15 protein-coding genes are annotated in these 20,308 nt (G+C 57.5%); 9 read left to right on the top strand and 6 right to left on the bottom strand.

From position 1 onward, the window contains the following. Window positions 1-58 precede the first annotated feature (58 nt). Both mfd and ldtC read left to right on the top strand, forming a co-directional pair. Window positions 59-3,505, top strand: a complete 3,447-nt coding sequence (mfd, locus tag HMPREF0201_RS07270) for a transcription-repair coupling factor (RefSeq protein WP_016535889.1) — start codon at window positions 59-61, stop codon at window positions 3,503-3,505. Between the two features lie 151 nt (window positions 3,506-3,656). Beyond that, a complete protein-coding gene (gene ldtC, locus HMPREF0201_RS07265) occupies window positions 3,657-4,631 on the top strand; it encodes a L,D-transpeptidase LdtC (protein ID WP_016535888.1) in 975 nt (324 codons plus the stop codon). Between the two features lie 106 nt (window positions 4,632-4,737). Here ldtC and bhsA read toward each other — a convergent pair whose 3' ends face one another. Further along, the gene (gene bhsA, locus HMPREF0201_RS07260) at window positions 4,738-4,995 is read right to left on the bottom strand and encodes a multiple stress resistance protein BhsA (protein ID WP_016535887.1); all 258 of its coding nucleotides are present in this window, start codon (window positions 4,993-4,995) and stop codon (window positions 4,738-4,740) included. A 248-nt stretch (window positions 4,996-5,243) separates the two neighbouring features. Here bhsA and HMPREF0201_RS07255 point away from each other — a divergent pair, with 248 nt between their 5' ends. Then, window positions 5,244-5,879: a TetR/AcrR family transcriptional regulator gene (locus tag HMPREF0201_RS07255; protein ID WP_016535886.1), complete on the top strand. Its 636-nt coding sequence runs from the start codon at window positions 5,244-5,246 to the stop codon at window positions 5,877-5,879. A gap of 33 nt (window positions 5,880-5,912) precedes the next feature. On the opposite strand, the gene HMPREF0201_RS07250 is transcribed toward HMPREF0201_RS07255, so the two are convergent. Together HMPREF0201_RS07250 and HMPREF0201_RS07245 are read right to left on the bottom strand one after the other, a co-directional pair. Continuing rightward, window positions 5,913-6,803: a siderophore-interacting protein gene (locus HMPREF0201_RS07250; protein ID WP_016535885.1), complete on the bottom strand. Its 891-nt coding sequence runs from the start codon at window positions 6,801-6,803 to the stop codon at window positions 5,913-5,915. Window positions 6,804-6,818: 15 nt separating this feature from the next. Then, window positions 6,819-8,030, bottom strand: coding sequence for an MFS transporter (locus tag HMPREF0201_RS07245; RefSeq protein WP_016535884.1), 1,212 nt, complete (start codon window positions 8,028-8,030; stop codon window positions 6,819-6,821). A 132-nt stretch (window positions 8,031-8,162) separates the two neighbouring features. Here HMPREF0201_RS07245 and iucA point away from each other — a divergent pair, with 132 nt between their 5' ends. The 6 genes from iucA (at window position 8,163) to HMPREF0201_RS07215 (ending at window position 17,413) form a co-directional block, all read left to right on the top strand. Further along, the gene (iucA, locus tag HMPREF0201_RS07240; RefSeq protein WP_039899228.1) at window positions 8,163-9,887 is read left to right on the top strand and encodes an aerobactin synthase IucA; all 1,725 of its coding nucleotides are present in this window, start codon (window positions 8,163-8,165) and stop codon (window positions 9,885-9,887) included. Next, window positions 9,888-10,835 carry a N(6)-hydroxylysine O-acetyltransferase gene (iucB, locus tag HMPREF0201_RS07235; protein ID WP_016535882.1) on the top strand — a complete coding sequence of 316 codons (948 nt, stop codon included), beginning with the start codon at window positions 9,888-9,890 and terminating at the stop codon, window positions 10,833-10,835. After that, window positions 10,835-12,568 (top strand): aerobactin synthase IucC, encoded by a 1,734-nt coding sequence (iucC, locus tag HMPREF0201_RS07230; RefSeq protein WP_016535881.1) that lies wholly within the window; start codon window positions 10,835-10,837, stop codon window positions 12,566-12,568. The genes iucB and iucC overlap by 1 nt, the downstream gene beginning before the upstream one ends. Window positions 12,569-12,571: 3 nt before the next feature. Further along, on the top strand, window positions 12,572-13,927 hold the full coding sequence (gene iucD, locus HMPREF0201_RS07225) for an NADPH-dependent L-lysine N(6)-monooxygenase (protein WP_016535880.1): 1,356 nt from the start codon (window positions 12,572-12,574) through the stop codon (window positions 13,925-13,927). Between the two features lie 128 nt (window positions 13,928-14,055). Next, window positions 14,056-16,257: a ferric aerobactin receptor IutA gene (gene iutA / locus HMPREF0201_RS07220; RefSeq protein WP_016535879.1), complete on the top strand. Its 2,202-nt coding sequence runs from the start codon at window positions 14,056-14,058 to the stop codon at window positions 16,255-16,257. 136 nt (window positions 16,258-16,393) lie between these two features. After that, window positions 16,394-17,413 carry a Gfo/Idh/MocA family oxidoreductase gene (locus HMPREF0201_RS07215; RefSeq protein WP_016535878.1) on the top strand — a complete coding sequence of 340 codons (1,020 nt, stop codon included), beginning with the start codon at window positions 16,394-16,396 and terminating at the stop codon, window positions 17,411-17,413. 47 nt (window positions 17,414-17,460) lie between these two features. On the opposite strand, the gene HMPREF0201_RS07210 is transcribed toward HMPREF0201_RS07215, so the two are convergent. From HMPREF0201_RS07210 to ycfP, 3 genes are all read right to left on the bottom strand, one after another. Further along, window positions 17,461-17,997, bottom strand: coding sequence for a glycine zipper 2TM domain-containing protein (locus tag HMPREF0201_RS07210; protein ID WP_071704087.1), 537 nt, complete (start codon window positions 17,995-17,997; stop codon window positions 17,461-17,463). A gap of 211 nt (window positions 17,998-18,208) precedes the next feature. After that, complete coding sequence (locus HMPREF0201_RS07205) at window positions 18,209-19,513, bottom strand: NAD(P)/FAD-dependent oxidoreductase (RefSeq protein ID WP_039898090.1); 1,305 nt, start codon at window positions 19,511-19,513, stop codon at window positions 18,209-18,211. A 225-nt stretch (window positions 19,514-19,738) separates the two neighbouring features. After that, window positions 19,739-20,281, bottom strand: a complete 543-nt coding sequence (gene ycfP / locus HMPREF0201_RS07200; protein WP_016535875.1) for an alpha/beta hydrolase YcfP — start codon at window positions 20,279-20,281, stop codon at window positions 19,739-19,741. Window positions 20,282-20,308: the final 27 nt, after the last annotated feature.

Below are 20,308 nucleotides of genomic sequence, written 5' to 3'. Positions count from 1 at the left end.
ATGCACCTCTTATGCCGGGCCTGGCTGCGGCATAACCTACGAGATCCTGACGCTTTCTATGCCTGAACAATATCGCTATTCCTTACCCGCTAAAGCCGCTGAACAGCGCCTGCTTGGAGAGTTAACCGGTTCGGCCTGCGCCACCGAGGTGGCCGAAATCGTCGAGCGCCATAGCGGCCCGGTGGTGCTGATTGCCCCGGATATGCAGAACGCCCTGCGCCTGCACGACGAAGTCTCCCAGTTTACCGACAGCCTGGTGATGAACCTCGCGGACTGGGAAACGCTGCCGTACGACAGCTTCTCTCCGCATCAGGAAATTATCTCTTCACGCCTGTCCACCCTTTACCAGTTGCCGACCATGCAGCGGGGCGTGCTGATCCTGCCGGTTAATACGCTGATGCAGCGGGTGTGCCCTCACAGCTACCTGCACGGCCACGCCCTGGTGATGAAAAAAGGCCAGCGCTTATCGCGTGATAATCTGCGTGCTCAGCTGGAACAGGCCGGCTACCGCAGCGTCGATCAGGTAATGGAGCACGGCGAGTTCGCCACCCGCGGCGCGCTGCTCGATCTCTACCCGATGGGCAGCGCCCAGCCGTACCGCATTGACTTCTTTGATGATGAAATCGACAGCCTGCGCGTGTTCGACGTGGACTCCCAGCGCACGCTGGAAGAAGTGGAAGCCATTAACCTGCTGCCCGCCCATGAATTCCCGACCGATAAAAACGCCATCGAGCTGTTCCGCAGCCAGTGGCGGGATAAATTCGAAGTTAAGCGCGACGCGGAGCACATCTACCAGCAGGTGAGCAAAGGCACTTTACCTGCGGGTATCGAATATTGGCAGCCGCTGTTCTTTAGCGAGCCGCTGCCGACGCTGTTCAGCTACTTCCCGACCAACACGCTGCTGGTGAATACCGGCGACCTGGAAGCCAGTGCCGAACGCTTCTGGCTGGACGCTAACGCCCGCTTTGAGAATCGCGGCGTTGACCCGATGCGCCCTCTTCTGCCGCCGGAAGATTTATGGCTGAAGACCGACTCGCTGTTTAGCGAGCTAAAAGCCTGGCCGCGTGTTCAGCTCAAAACCGACTCTCTGGCGAAGAAAGCGGCCAACGTTAATCTGGGTTATCAAACCTTGCCGGACCTGGCGGTACAGGCGCAGCAGAAAGCCCCGCTGGACAGCCTGCGTAAATTCCTTGAGTCCTTTACCGGGCCGGTTGTCTTCTCGGTGGAGAGCGAAGGCCGCCGTGAAGCGCTGGGCGAACTGCTGGGGCGCATTAAAGTTGCGCCAAAACGCATTTATCGCCTTGAAGAAGCCGAAGGCACCGGCCGTTACCTGATGATTGGCGCCAGCGAGCACGGCTTTATTGACACCCTGCGCAACCGGGCGCTGATCTGCGAGAGCGACCTGCTGGGCGAGCGCGTAAGCCGTCGCCGCCAGGACAGCCGCCGCACCATTAACCCGGACACCCTGATCCGCAACCTGGCCGAGCTGCATCCAGGCCAGCCGGTGGTTCACCTCGAGCACGGCGTTGGCCGCTATGCGGGGCTGACGACGCTGGAGGCTGGCGGGATCACCGCTGAATACCTGATGCTGACCTACCTGGGCGACGCGAAGCTGTACGTTCCGGTCTCGTCCCTGCATCTTATCAGCCGCTATGCTGGCGGCGCGGACGATAACGCACCGCTGCATAAACTGGGCAGCGATGCCTGGTCCCGCGCGCGCCAGAAAGCCGCGGAAAAAGTGCGTGACGTTGCCGCCGAACTGCTCGACATTTATGCGATGCGTGCCGCCAAAGAAGGCTTCGCCTTTAAGCACGACCGCGAGCAGTATCAGCTGTTCTGCGACAGCTTCCCGTTCGAAACCACGGCGGACCAGGCTCAGGCAATCAATGCCGTCCTGAGCGACATGTGCCGCCCGCTGGCGATGGACAGGCTGGTCTGCGGCGACGTGGGCTTCGGCAAAACCGAAGTCGCTATGCGAGCCGCCTTCCTGGCCGTGGAGAACAACAAACAGGTCGCGGTACTGGTGCCAACCACCCTGCTTGCGCAGCAGCATCTGGACAACTTCCGCGACCGCTTTGCCAACTGGCCGGTGCGCATTGAAATGCTTTCCCGCTTCCGCAGCGCCAAAGAACAAACGCAGATCCTGGAGCAGGCAAGCGAAGGCAAGATTGATATTCTGATAGGCACCCACAAGCTGTTACAGGCCGACGTGAAGTGGCGCGATCTGGGCTTGCTGATCGTCGACGAAGAGCACCGCTTCGGGGTGCGCCACAAAGAGCGCATCAAAGCGATGCGCGCCGACGTGGATATCCTGACCCTGACCGCAACACCAATTCCGCGAACCCTGAATATGGCGATGAGCGGCATGCGCGACCTGTCGATTATCGCCACGCCTCCGGCTCGCCGCCTGGCGGTAAAAACCTTTGTGCGCGAATACGACAGCCTCGTGGTGCGTGAGGCTATTCTGCGTGAAGTGCTGCGCGGCGGGCAGGTTTATTACCTCTACAATGACGTAGAAAATATTCAGAAAGCCGCCGACAAACTGGCCGAACTGGTACCGGAAGCGCGCATTGCCATCGGTCACGGCCAGATGCGCGAGCGCGAGCTGGAACGGGTGATGAACGACTTCCACCACCAGCGTTTTAACGTGCTGGTGTGTACCACCATCATCGAAACCGGGATCGATATCCCGACCGCCAACACGATTATCATCGAACGAGCCGACCACTTTGGCCTCGCCCAGCTCCACCAGCTGCGCGGCCGCGTGGGGCGTTCGCACCATCAGGCTTATGCCTGGCTGCTGACGCCGCATCCTAAAGCGATGACCACCGACGCACAGAAACGCCTGGAGGCAATAGCCTCTCTGGAAGATCTCGGGGCGGGCTTCGCTCTGGCGACTCACGACCTGGAAATTCGCGGCGCGGGCGAGCTGTTGGGCGAAGATCAGAGCGGGCAAATGGAAACCATCGGCTTCTCGCTGTATATGGAACTGCTGGAAAACGCCGTCGATGCCCTGAAAGAAGGCCGTGAGCCGTCGCTGGAAGATCTCACCAACAGCCAGACGGAAGTCGAGCTACGCATGCCGGCCCTGCTGCCGGACGACTTTATTCCTGACGTGAACACCCGCCTGTCGTTTTACAAGCGCATCGCCAGCGCGAAGGGCGAGCACGAGCTGGACGAGCTGAAGGTTGAGCTTATCGACCGCTTCGGCCTGCTGCCGGACGCGGCCCGCAATCTGCTGGACATCGCCGCCCTGCGCCAGCAGGCGCAGAAGCTCGGCGTGCGTAAGATTGAAGGTAACGAGAAAGGCGGTGTGATTGAATTTGCCGAGAAAAACCATGTCGATCCGGTCTGGCTGATTGGCCTGCTGCAAAAGCAGCCGCAGCATTTCCGCCTCGACGGGCCGACCCGTCTGAAGTTTATTCAGGAACTTGCCGACCGCAAAACGCGGATGGAATGGGTGCGTAACTTCATGAACAGCCTGGCGGAAAACGCCGCCGCATAACCCACTGCGCCTTACCGTCCGGTAAGGCGCAACTTTCTGTGACATTTACACATTCTTTGCAATCTCCCAGGACTTCCCGACATTCCGCTAGCCGATAATTGGCGTTTATCTGTCTAATAAAATTAGCCATTTTAAACGCAGGGTTTAAGCTATGTTTGCAACGCGTACTTTGTTATTCCGCCGCTGGTTTGCCGCCGTGGCCCTGATGGGCGCGGCGGTTATTGCGCTGCCCGCCAGCGCTAACGATTACCCGCTTCCCGCCGCCAACAGCCGCCTGATTGGCAAAAACCTGTTCCACCAGGTTGAGAACGACGGCGGTTCGCTGGAGGCGATTGCCAAGAAGTACAACGTCGGTTTCCTGGCTTTATTGCAGGCCAACCCGGGCGTCGACCCTTACGTTCCGCGTGCCGGTAGCGTGCTGACCATCCCACGCCAGATGCTGCTGCCCGACGTGCCGCGCGAAGGTATTGTTATCAACCTCGCCGAGCTGCGCCTCTATTACTTCCCTGCCGGGCAAAATAGCGTCACCGTTTACCCGATTGGCATCGGCCAGCTGGGTGGCGATACGTTGACTCCAACAATGGTGACAAAGATCTCCGATAAACGCGCCAACCCAACCTGGACGCCAACGGCAAATATTCGCGCCCGCTATCTGGCTCAGGGCGTGAAGTTGCCTGCCGTGGTTCCTGCGGGGCCGGATAACCCGATGGGCCACCATGCGATCCGCCTCGCTGCGTTCGGCGGCGTTTATCTGCTGCACGGCACCAACGCCGACTTCGGCATCGGGATGCGTGTAAGCTCGGGCTGTATTCGCCTGCGCGACGGTGACATTAAAGCGCTGTTTAACAAAGTTCCGGTCGGCACCCAGGTGCGCATCATCAATACGCCAATCAAAACCTCCATCGAGCCGGACGGTTCCCGCCTGGTTGAAGTTCACCAGCCGTTGTCCAAAGCCATTGATGACGATCCAAAAGTGCTGCCGATTGTGCTCAACGAGCCGATGAAGCAGTTCCGTGACGCGCCGCAGACCGACGCTCAGGTCATGGCGCAGGCAATGGAGCACCGCTCCGGGATGCCGGTTAACGTCAATGCTCATACGGCTGACCAGCCAGCAAACGAAATCTAGATTCAGATTTTATGCGTAAAAAAAAGGCCCTGTCGAAAGACAGGGCCTTTTGCTTGCAGTGGCATATAACGAATAAGGTCAAACGTATTGAGGGTTAACGTCCGGCTTATTTATAGATGACTGCTGTACCGTGCAGGGTGTTCGGACCGTTAACGGAGGTAATACGGAACGATTTAGCGCCCATTGCATCGGCCTTGGCGGCCAGCTGTTCTTCCAGGGAAGAGAGATTACTGCCCGCGTCCGCGCTGATGGTGCCGACTTTCTGCTGACCGGCCGGAGTGGCGGAGACTTCAACAGCCGCAAAGCTTGCGAATGAGAGTGAGCTAAGTACGGCGGCAGCGAACAGAGTAGTTAAAGTTTTCATCGTAAATGTCCTAAGCAGGTGATTATTTAGGTCGCCAACCCGAATTAGTTAACGATCGATAGAAAAATGATAAACGTGATCTGCGTCACACGTCAACACATTTTAATAACGAACGTTAAGTAATTAAAAAAAGCGCTATTTTTCATTGTGATAAGAAATAATTATTTTTCATAACAAGCCTCTGGCTACTGTCGTCGATTATTTTTATAATAAGTGTTCACTAATTAGACAGAGGTTAAACGGCAGATATGGCAACCGAGACATTAAGTTGCAGCAAAAAAAGCCGTGGCCGTCCAAAAGTGTTTGACAGGGAAGCGGCACTCGACAAGGCCATGACACTCTTCTGGCAGCATGGCTATGAAGCAACATCCATGGCGCATCTGGTAGAAGCCACCGGGGCAAAAGCGCCCACGCTGTATGCGGAGTTCACCAACAAAGAAGGGCTATTCCGCGCGGTGCTGGACCGCTACATCGCACGGTTTGCGGCAAAGCATGAAGCCTGCCTGCTGTGCGAAGAGCAGACGATGGAAACCGCGCTGGAGAACTATCTTTCTGCGGTGGCAAAATGTTTTACCGACAAAAGCACGCCCGCGGGCTGCTTTATTATCTGCACCTCGTCGGTGCTGGCGGCTTCTTCGGAAGATATTGCCGCCACGATAAAGGCCCGGCACGCCGTGCAGGAGCAGACGCTGATCCGCTTCCTTGAGCAGCATCAGCAGAAAGGCGAAATACCGGCAGAGCGCGATGTGCGCTGCCTGGCAAAATATCTGTGCTGTATTATTCAGGGGATGTCGGTCAGCGCGCGGGAAAACGCCAGCTACGAAGAGTTAATGCAGATAGTCAAAACGACGGTACGTTTGCTGCCGGAGCTGAAGAAGATCTGACTCGCAGGGCGGCCATGATGGCCGCCCTTTTTGTTAGCGCACGCGGCCTTTCGCCCAATAGGCCATAAAGTTAATCGCCTCGTGCTCCACGCCCCGCTCGCCTATCAAATGGCGGCGTAGCAGCTTAACCACGGTGGACTCGGCCGCCACCCAGCCGTAAAACTCGTTGCTGCCGGTAGTCGCTTTGTCCCACAGTAGCTCATCCTCGGACTCTTCCTGCACATCTTCATGATGGCTGCTTTCCGGCACGCGGGCATGGGTTTTCACCGCCTGAATCAGGCATTCTCCGTGCGTTGCCGCCGCAGGTTTACGCGGTAGCCAGTTAATCTCGGCGAAGCTAAAGGCGCTCAGATCAACGCAATCGCCCTGCTCCGGCACTTCAAAAAATGCCTGCACTTTTGGCGGATTGGGCTGGCCCGCCAGCATCTCAAGAATGCCACGCGCCGCAGGGAGTGCTGTTTCGTCGGCAACGATCAGCGCATTGCGCAATCCCGCCGGAGGCGTCCATTCATAGCCGCCGCTGTCTTCAGGGTGGGCGGCGTTAGGCGCAACTATCTGGATGCAGTCTCCCGGCGCGGAGTTAATCGCCCATGCGGAAGCGGGCCCTTCGGTACCGTGGCTGACAAACTCAACGGTCACTTCCTGGCGGGCAGCGTCAACGTGGCGTAGCGTGTAGGTACGAATAACCGGGCGCTTCTCTTTGGGCATGCCCTGCGAAATCTGATACCACTGCCCTTCCGCGGGGAGCGAAGGCGGCGTGCCATCTTCAGAAGGAAATAGCATCTTAATGCGCTGATCCGGTGAATCACATTTCATCTGCGCCACATCCGGCCCGCTAAACACCAGGCTCAACAGCGAAGGGGAAACTACGGTTTTACGCGCCAGTTGAACGTTGAACAGACGATAGCCCTGAACTCCAGCCATAACTTTTCCTTACGCTTAAATTGCAGAATGACGTGAACGGTGGCGACTGCGCCAGATAACGCCGGACACCACGGTAAATAACACTGCGGCCAAAAAAGCCACCGTAATCAATGCCGCTTCAGCGCCGGTTTTGGACACCAGCGGCACCAGTAATGCACATAAGCCGTAGCCCAGAGTGTGGCTGGTGGCAATCCAGCCTGCCCCCGCGCCGTCGGCAAGCTTGTCGTTCAGCAGCAGCTGGTAGGCCGGGGTGGCCAGCGCCGCGCCAAATGAAAGCAGCGCGCAGCCGAGATAAAACAGCCACAGCTCTACGGAAATCATCATCGCCAGGCCGCAAATCATTAGGGCACCGGCGCTCAGCAGCAGCGACATCGGGGCCATGCGCTGCGGGCGAAGAATAACGAACTGGGCGAGTAATGAAGCCACTGCGGCCAGGCTCAGCAGCCAGGCAACCTGATGGCTGATGGCGGCGGTATCGGTAGCGAACTGCCGGGTAAGCGCCGGAGAAAGCCCAAGCTGCATCAGGCTGACCGCCGCAGAAAGCAGAATGGCGCACAGCAGATAAGGCATGCAGTCGAGGCGCAGGCGGGCACTTTTACGTTCGCTGGCGGGCAGAGGTGGCGTACCCGGCAGGCGCAGCAGCATCACCAGCGCCAGCAAGGGTGCCACCATCAGCAGCCCCAGCGGCGCGAGAGGATGAATAGCCAGCATACCGGCGGCACATAGAGGCCCGAACAGGCGGCCGCTGCTCAGCCCGGAGCTGATGGTTGCCAGCGCCGCCATCCTCTTGCCCTCGCCCGCCCGCTGTAGCGCCCACACCTGGCAGGCAGGCACCATCGCCGAGACGGTAAGGCCGTAGATAATACGCGCGACAATTAATATCCCCAGCCCGACGGCCCCCGTTACCGCATGGGTTGCCAGCAGTGCGCTGCCCAACCCCAACAGAGTAAAGCTCGCGCCATACCCGGCCAGCGCCCATAGCACCACGGGCTTACTGCCCAGGCGGGCAATTTGTTTTCCCCACCAGGGCGAGGACGGCAAAAACAGCATCGACCCCAGAGTCAGTAAAGCCGCCCAGACGGACAGGCTCAGGTTTGTCTGAATCACCAGCACGGGGATGGCAACCAGCAGTCCGTTCTGCCCGACGCCGAGCAACCCGGCGCTAAGCGCAAGCGGCCAGCAGGAAAGGGATTTTTGCGGCGCGGCCGCGACGTCGAGAGATGTCAAAGTGTTGCTAACCCGTAGAGTGATTGTGCGTATTTGTAAAATTTATTTTAGCGATTCTAACAATTGTTATTGATAATGAGAACCGTTATCGGCAAAATTCGCATTATCATAACGCGTGGAAACTGTTTGATGATGACTTTGCCAAATAAAACTCTGGCCTGGGATGTGGCCGCGCAGTGCTTCCTCAATTCCCTGGTCCGTGAAACCAACGACTGGCGTCTTACCGAAAGCCAGCCAGCCGAACTAATTATCCCGCTGGGTGAACAGCAAGCTCTGCACTTTAAAGTGGCTTATTTCTCTCCCACCCAGCATCACCGCTTTGAATTCCCGGCTCGCCTGGTCAACGCTACCGGCAGCCAGCCGGTTGATTTTGCCACCCTCTCCCAGCTTATTGTCGATAAACTCCAGCACCAGCAAATGCTCCCGGCCACCGGCTGCGAGGCGTTTTATCAGCGCGTGATGGAAAGCCATGCCCATACTCAGCAGGCAATTGACTCCCGCCACGACTGGAGCGGGCTGCGCGAGCAGGCGCTGAATTTTGGCGAGGCGGAGCAGGCATTATTGGTCGGCCATGCCTTCCATCCTGCGCCTAAGTCTCACGAACCCTTTAATCAGCAGGAAGCCGAGCGCTATCTACCGGACTTCGCCCCGCACTTCCCGCTGCGCTGGTTTGCGGTCGATAAGGCCCAGCTGGCGGGCGAAAGTCTGCACCTTAATTTGCAGCAGCGCCTGACGCGCTTTGCCGCTGAAAATGCTCCGCAGTTGCTGAACGAGTTAAGCGATAATCAGTGGCTGTTCCCGCTGCATCCGTGGCAGGCGGAGTACCTGCTGGAGCAGGAATGGTGCCAGCAATTAGTCGCCAGAAATCTGATAAAAGATTTAGGCGAAGCCGGTGCGCCATGGCTGCCAACCACCTCTTCCCGCTCGCTTTACTGCGCTACCAGCCGCGACATGATTAAGTTTTCCCTGAGCGTGCGTCTGACCAACTCGGTGCGCACCTTATCGGTGAAAGAAGTGAAGCGCGGAATGCGCCTGGCCCGCCTGGCACAAACCGAACGCTGGCAGGATTTGCAGGCGCGCTTCCCGACCTTCCGCGTGATGCAGGAAGACGGCTGGGCCGGGCTGAGAGATTTGCACGGCAATATTATGGAAGAGAGCCTGTTCGCCCTGCGTGAGAACCTGCTGGTTGAACAGCCGCAGAGCCAGACCAACGTGCTGGTCTCTCTGACCCAGTCTGCGCCTGACGGCGGCGATTCGCTGCTGGTTGCCGCGGTTAAACGCCTTAGCACTCGCCTGAATATTACCGTGCAGCAGGCAGCCCATGCCTGGGTTGAAGCCTACTGCCAGCAGGTACTGAAGCCGCTCTTCACCGCCGAAGCGGATTACGGCCTGGTGCTGCTGGCCCACCAGCAAAATATTCTGGTCGAAATGCAGCAGGACTTGCCGATAGGCCTTATCTACCGTGACTGCCAGGGCAGCGCGTTTATGCCGCATGCCGCAGGCTGGCTGGACACCATCGGCGAGGCTCAGGCGGAGAACGTCTTTAGCCGCGAGCAGCTGTTGCGCTATTTCCCTTATTACCTGCTGGTCAACTCCACTTTTGCGGTTACCGCCGCTCTGGGTGCTGCCGGGCTGGATAGCGAAGCTAACCTGATGGCCCGCGTGCGCGACTCGCTCAGCGCCGTGCGTGACCAGGTGACTCATAAAACCTGCCTCGACTACGTGCTGGAAAGCCCGCACTGGAACGTGAAGGGCAACTTCTTCTGCTACCTGCACGACCACAACGAAAACACCATCGTCGATCCTTCGGTTATCTACTTTGATTTCGTGAATCCGCTGCTGGCTCAGGAGGGCTGAATGTTTCAGGCAACTATCGTTCACGGCGGGCACGGCCTGCGCTGCGAAAAGCTCGCTAAACAGCTGAACATCGGCTGGGGTCAGGATAACAGCGCCGTTCTGCACTGGCCCGGCTTGCTGCCGGACGGCTGGCTGCGCGACGCGCTGGATCAGATGTTTATTGCCGCGCCTCAGCTTTCAGCCATCGTGCTGCCTTACGCCGAATGGCGCGAGGAGCCGCAGGCCCTGGTGCTCTTCGACTATCTGAAAAGCGATATCGTACATCGCGCGGCCTTCTGGCAGCTGCCTCTGTGGCTCAGTACCCCGGCGAAACGCACTTCCGGCGAGATGGTATTTGATGCCGAACGCGAGATTTATTTCCCGCAGCGCCCGGCTCGCCCGGAAGGCGAAGTTTACCGTCGCTACGATCCGAAAGTCCGCAAGACGCTGAGCTTCCGCGTTGCCGACCCGGCGCTTGATGCAGAGCGCTTTACGCGCTGGATGAACGATCCCCGCGTCGAGTATTTCTGGGAGCAAAGCGGCTCGCTGGAGCTGCAAACCGCCTATCTCGAACGCCAGCTTACCGGCACACACGCCTTCCCGCTAATCGGCTGCTTTGACGACCAGCCGTTCAGCTATTTCGAAATTTACTGGGCGCCGGAAGACCGCATTGGCCGCCACTACGCCTGGCAGCCGTTTGACCGCGGCCTGCATCTTCTGGTCGGCGAGCAGCAGTGGCGCGGCGCGCACTATGTGCAAAGCTGGCTGCGCGGGCTGACCCATTACCTGCTGCTGGACGAGCCGCGTACCCAACGCACCGTGCTGGAGCCGCGCGCCGACAACCAGCGCCTGTTCCGCCATCTGGAGCCTGCGGGCTACGCGACTATCAAAGAGTTCGACTTCCCGCATAAGCGTTCGCGCCTGGTGATGGCTAACCGGGATAACTTCTTCAACGAGGTGGGCCTGTAATGAATCGCAAGGATTGGGATTTTGTAAACCGCCAGCTGGTGGCAAAAATGCTGGCCGAGCTGGAGTATGAGCAGGTTTTCCAGGCCGAATCTCAGGGCGATAACCGCTACTGCATCGGCCTGCCCGGCGCAGAGTGGCACTTCAGCGCCGAGCGCGGGATCTGGGGCTGGCTGTGGATTGACGCGCAAACCCTGCGCTGCGCGGACGAACCGGTACTGGCCCAAACCCTGCTGATGCAGCTCAAGCCGGTGCTCTCGATGAGCGATGCCACCGTCGCCGAGCATATGCAGGATCTGTACGCCACGCTGCTTGGCGACCTGCAATTGCTTAACGCCCGCCGGGGTATGAGCGCCAGCGAGCTTATCGCCCTGGATCCGGATCGCCTACAATGCCTGCTGAGCGGCCACCCGAAATTCGCCTTCAACAAGGGCCGCCGCGGCTGGGGTAAAGAGGCGCTGGAGCGTTACGCCCCGGAGTACGCCAATACCTTCCGCCTGCACTGGCTGGCGGTAAAGCGCGACCATATGGTCTGGCGCTGCGACAGCGAGCTGGATATTCAGCAACTGCTTAGCGCCGCGATGGACCCGCAGGAGTACGCCCGCTTTAACCAGGCCTGGCAGGAGAATGGCCTGGACGATAGCTGGCTGCCGCTGCCGGTTCATCCGTGGCAATGGCAGCAGAAAATCGCCCTTGATTTCGTTGCTGACCTGGCCGAAGGCAAGATGATTTCCCTCGGGGAATTTGGCGACCAATGGCTGGCCCAGCAGTCGCTGCGTACCCTGACCAACGCCAGCCGCCAGGGCGGGCTGGATATCAAGCTGCCGCTGACCATCTATAACACCTCCTGCTATCGCGGTATTCCCGGCAAATACATTGCCGCCGGACCGCTGGCCTCGCGCTGGCTTCAGAACGTCTTCGCCACGGACGACACGCTCAGGCAAACCGGAGCCGTCATCCTCGGCGAGCCCGCTGCGGGCTACGTTTCCCATGAAGGCTACGCCGCGCTGGCTCAGGCGCCCTATCGCTACCAGGAAATGCTGGGCGTAATCTGGCGTGAAAACCCGAGCCGCTGGCTGAAGCCGGACGAAACCCCGATCCTGATGGCGACCCTGATGGAGTGCGACGAAAACAACCGGCCGCTGATCGGGGCGTATATCGCCCAGTCAGGCCTGGATGCTGAAACCTGGCTCAGCCAGATGTTCCGCACGGTGGTCGTGCCGCTTTATCACCTGCTCTGCCGCTACGGCGTAGCGCTGATTGCCCACGGGCAAAATATTACTCTCGCCATGAAAGATGGCGTGCCGCAGCGCGTCCTGCTGAAAGATTTTCAGGGCGATATGCGTCTGGTGAAGGATGAGTTCCCGGAGATGGACTCCCTGCCTCAGGAAGTGCGGGATGTTACCGCCCGCCTGAGCGCCGATTACTTAATTCATGATTTGCAGACCGGCCACTTCGTTACGGTACTGCGCTTTGTTTCGCCGCTTATGGCCCGCCTCGGCGTGCCGGAGAGACGTTTTTACCAACTGCTGGCCGCAGTGTTGAGTGATTACATGCAGCAACATCCGCAAATGTCGGCGCGCTTTGCGCTTTTCTCACTCTTTAAGCCACAAATCATCCGCGTTGTGCTGAACCCGGTAAAACTGACCTGGCCTGACCAGGACGGAGGCAGCCGCATGCTGCCGAATTACCTCGAGGATCTGCAAAACCCGTTGTGGCTGGTAACCAGGGATTGAATTATGACAAACACTGTTGATTTTATTGGCGTAGGTATCGGCCCGTTTAACCTGAGCATTGCGGCGCTGTCACACGAAGCAGAGGGATTTAGCAGCCGGTTTTTCGACAGCCGTCCCGACTTTGCATGGCACCCGGGCATGCTGGTGCCGGACTGCCATATGCAGACCATGTTCCTGAAAGACCTGGTCAGCGCCGTGGCACCCACCAGCCCGTTCAGCTTTGTGAACTACCTGGTGAAGCGCAAGAAATTCTACCGCTTCCTGACCACCGAGCTGCGCACCGTCTCGCGCGACGAGTTCTCCGACTACCTTCGCTGGGCCGCAGAAGGCATGAATAACCTGCACTTTAACCAGACGGTCGAACGCGTTGATTTTGACGAACGCCGCCAGCTGTTTGTGGTGCAAACCGGCCAGGGCGAAACCCTCGCCCGCAATATCTGCCTCGGCATCGGCAAGCAGCCACACCTGCCGCCGTGCGTGAAGACCGCTACCCCAACCTGCTTCCACGCCAGCGAAATGAGCCTGCGCCTGCCGAACCTGAGCGGCAAACGCGTAACGGTTGTCGGCGGCGGGCAAAGCGGTGCCGACCTGTTCCTGAACGCCTTCCGTGGCGCATGGGGAGAAGTGGCCGAAGTTAACTGGGTTTCACGCCGCAATAACTTCAACGCCCTGGATGAAGCGGCATTTGCCAACGAATACTTCACGCCGGAATACGTTTCAGGCTTTGTTGGCCTGGATGAAAAAGCGCGCCAGAAAATGCTGGATGAGCAGAAGATGACCTCCGACGGCATCACCGCCGACTCGCTGCTGACCATCTACCGCGAGCTGTATCACCGCTTCGAAGTGCAGGGTCTGCCGCGTAACGCGCGCCTGCTGCCAAGCCGTTCTGTGACCGGCCTTGAGAGCCGTGGCCAGGGCTGGCAGTTGCTGCTGGAGCACCATCTGGATAAAGGCTACGACACGCTCGACAGCGACGTAGTTATCTTCGCTACCGGCTACCGCCCAACTCTGCCGCAGATGCTCTCCCCGCTGATGCCGAAAATGGCGATGCGCGACGAGTGCAACTTCCGGGTACGTGACGACTTTACGCTGGAGTGGGATGGCCCGAAAGAAAACAACATCTTTGCGGTTAACGCCAGTATGCAAACGCACGGCATTGCCGAGCCACAGCTAAGCCTGATGGCCTGGCGCTCCGCCCGTATTCTGAATCGCGCACTGGGGCGTGATTTGTTCGATCTCAGTACGCCGCCAGCGTTGATCCAATGGCGCAGCGGCAGCCGGGAAAAACCGCAGCAGAATGCTGCTTCTTTAACACACTTTTCCTCTAAATCATTCGAAATGCAGCCAGGCGGCAACTGAACGACATCCCCTGAGCGTAGATAACTACGTGATGGGGTGACGTGAAGGCAGCCAACACCGCTGCTGTTTGAAGGATGACGAGGACACAGCATCTTTGGGCTAATTTTTGTTAGCCCGTTGAAGGAACAATGATGATAACCAAAAAGCACACACTTTGGGCGCTCAACCCGCTGCTTCTCGCCATGATGGCGCCGGCGGTTGCCCAGCAAAATAGCGACGAGACGATGGTGGTTTCCGCCAACCGCAGCAACCGCACCGTCGCTGAAATGGCCCAAACCACCTGGGTGATTGAGAAAACCGAACTGGAGCAGCAGATCCAGGGCGGCAAAGAGCTTAAAGACGCGCTGGCCCAGCTGATCCCCGGCCTGGACGTCAGCAGCCAGAGCCGTACTAACTATGGCATGAACGTCCGTGGCCGCCCGCTGGTCGTGCTGATTGACGGCGTGCGCCTCAATTCATCGCGCACCGACAGCCGCCAGCTGGACTCTATCGATCCGTTCAATATCGAACATATTGAAGTGATTTCCGGCGCAACGTCGCTGTACGGCGGCGGCAGCACCGGCGGCCTTATCAACATCGTGACCAAAAAAGGCCAGCCGGAAACCCAGATGGAGTTTGAGGCAGGCACCAAAAGCGGCTTTAACAGCAGCAAAGATCATGATGAGCGTATTGCCAGCGCCATCTCCGGCGGCAACGAGCATATCTCCGGCCGTATGTCGGTGGCGTATCAGAAATTTGGTGGCTGGTATGACGGTAGCGGCGATGCCACCCTGCTCGATAACACCCAGACCGGCCTGCAATACTCCGATCGCCTGGACGTAATGGGCACCGGTACGCTGAATATCGATGAAACCCAGCAGTTGCAATTAATTACCCAGTATTACAAAAGCCAGGGCGACGACGATTACGGCCTGAATCTCGGGAAAAACTTCTCGGCAATTAGCGGCAGCAGCTCGCCTTATGTGAGCAAGGGCCTGAATTCCGACCGTATTCCGGGCACCGAGCGTCACCTGATTAGCATGCAGTATTCTAATAGCGATTTCCTCGGCCAGGAGCTGGTAGGCCAGGTTTACTATCGCGACGAATCGCTGATGTTCTATCCGTTCCCGACCGTAGACGCGAATAAAAAAGCGACCGCTTTCTCTTCCTCTCAGCAGGATACCGATCAGTACGGTGCCAAGCTGACGCTGAACAGCAAGCCGCTGGACGGCTGGCAGCTGACCTACGGTCTGGACGCCGACCATGAACGCTTTACCTCTAACCAGATGTTCTTCGATCTGGCCCAGGCAAGCGCTTCCGGCGGCCTGAACAACCAAAAAATCTTTACCACCGGCCGTTATCCGGGCTACGACATCAGCAATCTGGCTGCATTCCTGCAATCCAGTTATGACATCAACGAAATCTTTACCCTGAGCGGCGGCGTGCGTTACCAGTACACCGAGAACAAGGTCGATGATTTTATCGGCTTCGCCCAGCAGCAGCAGATTGCCTCCGGCAAAGTGAAGTCTGCCGACGCGATTCCTGGCGGCTCCACCGATTACGACAACTTCTTATTTAACGCCGGGCTGCTGATGCACATCACCGAGCGCCAGCAGGCCTGGGTAAACTTCTCCCAGGGCGTTGAACTGCCGGACCCGGGCAAGTACTACGGCCGCGGAACCTATGGCGCAGCGGTTAACGGCCACCTGCCGCTGACCAATAGCGTGAACGTGAGTGCCAGCAAGTTGCAGGGCGTGAAGGTTGACTCTTATGAGCTGGGCTGGCGCTACACCGGCGATAACCTGCGCACTCAGATTGCGGCTTACTACTCGCTGTCCGATAAAAGCGTGCTGGCGAATAAAGACCTGACCATTAGCGTAGTTGACGATAAACGCCGTATTTACGGCGTTGAAGGCGCGGTGGATTACTTTATTCCCGATACCAACTGGAGCACCGGCGCAAACTTTAACGTGCTGAAAACCGAGTCTAAAGTGAACGGTAGCTGGCAGAAATATGATGTGAAAGTTGCCAGCCCATCGAAAGCAACCGCTTATATCGGCTGGGCGCCGGACCCTTGGAGCCTGCGCGTTCAAAGCACCACGTCCTTCAACGTAAGCGATGCCGCTGGATACAGCATTGATGGCTACACTACCGTTGATTTACTCGGCAGCTACCAGCTTCCGGTGGGTAAACTTAGCCTTAGCGTAGAAAACCTCTTCGACCGCGACTACACCACAGTCTGGGGCCAGCGCGCGCCTCTGTATTACAGCCCGGGCTATGGCCCTGCTTCGCTGTATGACTACAAAGGCCGCGGCCGCACCTTCGGTATGAACTACTCCGTTCAGTTCTAAAACCGCTCTGACTTGCCCGGCATTTGTCGGGCAAGTTCACATGCTTACTCTTCCTCACATATTAACCCTCGACCGCCGGCAAATAGTCTTTTAAAAATAAGGGCTATTTAACGCTATTTATTTTTCAGAGGGCGTCATGAATATTGGTTTTATCGGCGTGGGCAGCGTCATTGAAACGGCCTATCTACCGGCGATCCGCCGTCTCGCTCGCCGCGACGTTGTTTGTTATGGCTTCGACCCCGCACCGCGTTACCGCTCTGAATTCATTACCTTCCTGCCCTCTTTAGGGCAGCTTCTTGCTCAGCAATTAGACCTGGTGTTTATCACCACCTCTTCTCTCCAGCACTTGCCGATGCTGAAAAGCGTGCTGCAACAGAGCGCCCTGCCCGTGGTGGTGGAAAAGCCCGTGGCGGCAACGCTTGAACAGCTGGAGGAGTTAGCGCAGCTCTTAAGCGACCCGGCAACGGCAGGCCGCGTCCTGGCGCTGGATCACTGGATGGTAAGAACCGATGCGGCGCAGTTTATCCCCCGCCTGGAAGAGATAGACCGTATCGAAGGCTTTTTGCTGGAGCCAAGCGGCTTTAACCCGGCAGGAGAGCCCATCGCGCTGAATTTTGCTACCGGCGAGGCCGACACCCGCATACTGCGCCACCCGGACGGCGTGATTGTTGATATCGGTACTCATGTGCTGGCGATGATGCGGGAAACGCTAATGCTGGCAGGAGCGGATGAGTCGCTCAGCCTTGAGTTGTTACTGGCAAAAGACAGGCTCGGCAATAATATTGCCCCCGGAGACGTCACGACCGCCGAAGGTCAGGCGCTACTGCGCGGCGAGCTGGGCGGTATTCCCTGCGTATTGCAGCTAAATAAATACGCAGGCCCCGCTGGCGGGCAAAAAGGTATCAATATCGTGCTGAAAGATGGCCGGACTATCAGCGCTGACCGGCGCGGCAGTGAAGAGAAAATCATCATTAACGATGAAATTGTCCTCGATGCCAGCGGCCCGCTTTACGACCGCTGCCTGGGAGAAGTGATTTTTGGCGCAGCCACGCTATTTGCCCGCTCTCCTCAGGCCGTTGCGGATTTCACCCGGCGTAGAATTCAGGAAGTCGGGGCTTTACTGACTCTCCAGCAGCAGCTGCGTGGCGCGCATTAAACGAAAAACCCGCCTTTAACCAGCGGGTTTTTCCTCTCAACAATTCATCAGGCTTTATTCAGCACCAGCTGGCCTTTACCGTCGAGCGGGATTTGCGTGCCGGGATCTTTATCCATGCGGATTTTCCCCTGCTGATCGCCAATTTTGTAGGTTACGTCGTAGCCGAGCATTTTTTCTGATTTGTCGTACACGGTCTTACAGCGCTGCTGCGTCGTGGTGTAGGTATCGCCGTCCTGCATCGCGCCCTGGACCTGGTTACCGGCGTAACCGCCGCCCAATGCCCCGACTACGGTAGCTACATCTTTACCACGGCCGCCGCCGAACTGGTGGCCCAGCACGCCGCCCGCTACCGCACCCAGCGCGGAGCCGAGAATGCGGTTCTCATCCTGGACCGGTTTACGGTGCGTCACGGCCACATTCCGACATTCCTGACGCGGCGTTTTTACCGTTTCCTTGATTGGCGTGGCGGAAACCACCTGTGCGTACTGGGGGCCGCTATTAAATACGTTAAGACTGGCGACCGCGGCTACACCCAGCGCAGCGGCCACGCCAATACCAATACCCGCTAACATTGATTTATTCACAGGACATCCTCCTGACCTTGTTGTTAACCTAATTTTGCACTCAGGTGACAGGTTTGAGAAATCAGACTGCGGATGAAAAGTGCGGGATAATGCGGTGAAACTTCGTGTTTAAGACAACTCTGAGGTGCGGGTTCGGAATATGCCGAATTTTATGCTGATACAGCCAATAAAAAACCCGGCGCGATGGCCGGGTTTGCGGAAAAAATAAAACTTAGTGCAGCTTCAGGCGCGGGCGGATCACGCGGTTGATACTGCCAACCAGCATCATCAGGCCGGTCTTGAAGTAGCCGTGGAGCGCAATCTGGTGCATGCGGTAAAGCGAGATATAGACGAAGCGAGCAATACGCCCTTCTACCATCATCGAACCGCGCATCAGGTTACCCATCAGGCTGCCCACGGTGGAGAATTTAGACAACGAAACCAGCGAGCCGTGATCTTTATAGCTGTACGCCTTCAGCGGCTGGCCTTTCATCTGCGCCAGAATGTTGGTCAGGGCGCGGGAAGCCATCTGATGAGCGGCCTGGGCGCGCGGAGGCACAAAACCGCCTTCCGGACGGGCGCAGGATGCACAGTCGCCGATAGCATAAATATCCGGGTCACGGGTAGTTTGCAGCGTTGGCTCAACCACCAGCTGATTAATGCGGTTGGTTTCCAGACCGCCGATATCTTTCAGGAAATCAGGTGCTTTAATCCCCGCAGCCCAGACCATCAGATCCGCTTCGATAAACTCGCCGTCTTTGGTGTTCAGGCCGTGAGCTTCGGCGCTGGTGACCATAGTTTGGGTCAGTACACGCACGCCAAGCTTGGTCAGTTCGCTGTGGGCTGCTGCGGAAATACGCGGCGGCAGCGCAGGCAGAATACGTTCCCCGGCTTCAACCAGCGTCACATTCAGCGCTTCATTAGTCAGCCCTTTGTAGCCGTAGCTGTGCAGCTGTTTCACCGCGTTATGCAGCTCGGCAGACAGCTCAACGCCCGTTGCCCCGCCGCCGACGATGGCAATATTCACTTTGCCGCTCGCGCCAAGGTTAGCGGAGTATTTCAGGAACAGGTTCAGCATCTCGGAGTGGAAACGACGAGCCTGGTGCGGGTTGTCGAGGAAGATGCAGTTGTCCTTCACGCCCGGCGTGTTGAAGTCGTTGGAAGTGCTCCCCAGCGCCATCACCAGCGTGTCGTAAGGCACTTTACGCTCGGGAACCAGCAGCTCGCCCTTCTCGTCGCGCAGTTCGGCGATGGTCAGCGTTTTGCTTTCGCGGTTGATGTCGACCACCGAACCCAGCTGGAACTGGAAGTGGTGGTTGCGGGCGTGCGCCAGGTAGCTGAGCGCATCCACGCCTTCATCCAGAGAGCCGGTGGCAACTTCATGCAGCAGCGGCTTCCACAGATGGCTGTGGTTGCGGTCCACCAGGGTAATTTTGGCTTTTTTGCCGCGCCCCAGTTTTTTACCCAGCTGAGTCGCAAGCTCCAGACCACCTGCTCCACCGCCGACAATCACTATTTTTTTCAATGGCGTAGTCAACTTGACCCCCTAAAATATTAACCAATTGTTAATTAAAAGTTATCTAAATAACCTTTAGTTAACAAAGGGTTAGTTCAGTAAAATTGCTGAACTTTATCGAGAATAACATGAAGGGTGCATTGGTCATACCAAAATTGATGTACATCAATTTTTTATGCCGAAAAGATAAACAAAAAGGCCAGCCGCATGGCTGACCTCTGTTTTATACAGACGAGGACGGGCGTTTCAACCGAGGGTTTTAAAGGCTTTAATGCGCTGAAGATGCGGAGATATGTTCTTGAATTTATGGGTCTGCTGCTCGTCCCAGACTATCTCATAGTAGCGATGCAGGGCCTCGGCGCTGCGTTTGTTATCCAGCGCTTCGTCATTACGCGAGAGGATAGCCAGGCAGCGGTCTCGGTTTTTCTCGCGGAAGTTCTGCACGCATTTGGTGGTGATATCCGCATACTCTTCCGGGCGGTCTATTTTCCCTTCCATGTTTTCATGCGGATAGAGATTCGGGTTGAAAATCACCTGCCGCATATCGCACAGAAAACCGATGCGCTCTGCCCAGAAGCCACCCAGCCCCACGCCGCAGATCAGCGGCCGCTCATCGTCGGTGAGCTGCTGCATTTTATCCACTTCTTTGAGCAGGTGCTGCATGTCATGTTTCGGGTGCAGCGTGCTGTAGCTGATAAGCCGAACATCCGGGTCAATAAACTGAAGCTGGAGCACTTTTTCATGGTTACCGGGACTGCTTGAGTCAAAACCGTGTAAATAGATAATCATCGCATCCTCACCGCATACAATCAGGCC

Origin of the sequence: Cedecea davisae DSM 4568, assembly GCF_000412335.2 — a bacterium.
Classification (GTDB): domain Bacteria; phylum Pseudomonadota; class Gammaproteobacteria; order Enterobacterales; family Enterobacteriaceae; genus Cedecea; species Cedecea davisae.
This window is presented reverse-complemented; position numbering and strand designations above follow the sequence as displayed.